This is a genomic window from Dellaglioa sp. CoH-57-MRSF-17, from assembly GCF_056782015.1.
Genome location: NZ_JBXAXY010000134.1, coordinates 1 through 274, shown reverse-complemented (window position 1 = coordinate 274; position 274 = coordinate 1). Strand labels below are relative to the sequence as shown.

General features: G+C 57.7%; 1 protein-coding gene. It reads right to left on the bottom strand.

Translation table 11 applies throughout. The features are described from left to right. Positions 1 to 35: 35 nt before the first annotated feature. Positions 36 to 274: hypothetical protein (locus AC1RPJ_RS08160; protein ID WP_481762907.1), on the bottom strand; the 239-nt coding region annotated here is incomplete at its 5' end.

Genomic DNA, 274 nt, shown 5'->3' with positions numbered 1-274 from the left:
GCCATAGACGCCTACAGCGTCGCCAACACGAAAAATCATTTCAACTCCTTCCAGTAGTTAGACGGGTCGATACCGGCCTCTGCCAGTTCCTGTTCCCCGAAACCGTTACGCAAATCCTGTTCCATCAGGTCCCATACACGCCGCGCGTTATCGCGTAGCCACAGCATAGCCCGGTAGTCGGAGCCACGGGCCCGCAGCTCGTTGACCATGGCACCAAACACGCGATGAGGACCACTGTAAAACGCACCAGTTCCCGCATCGTGCAGAACAGGGC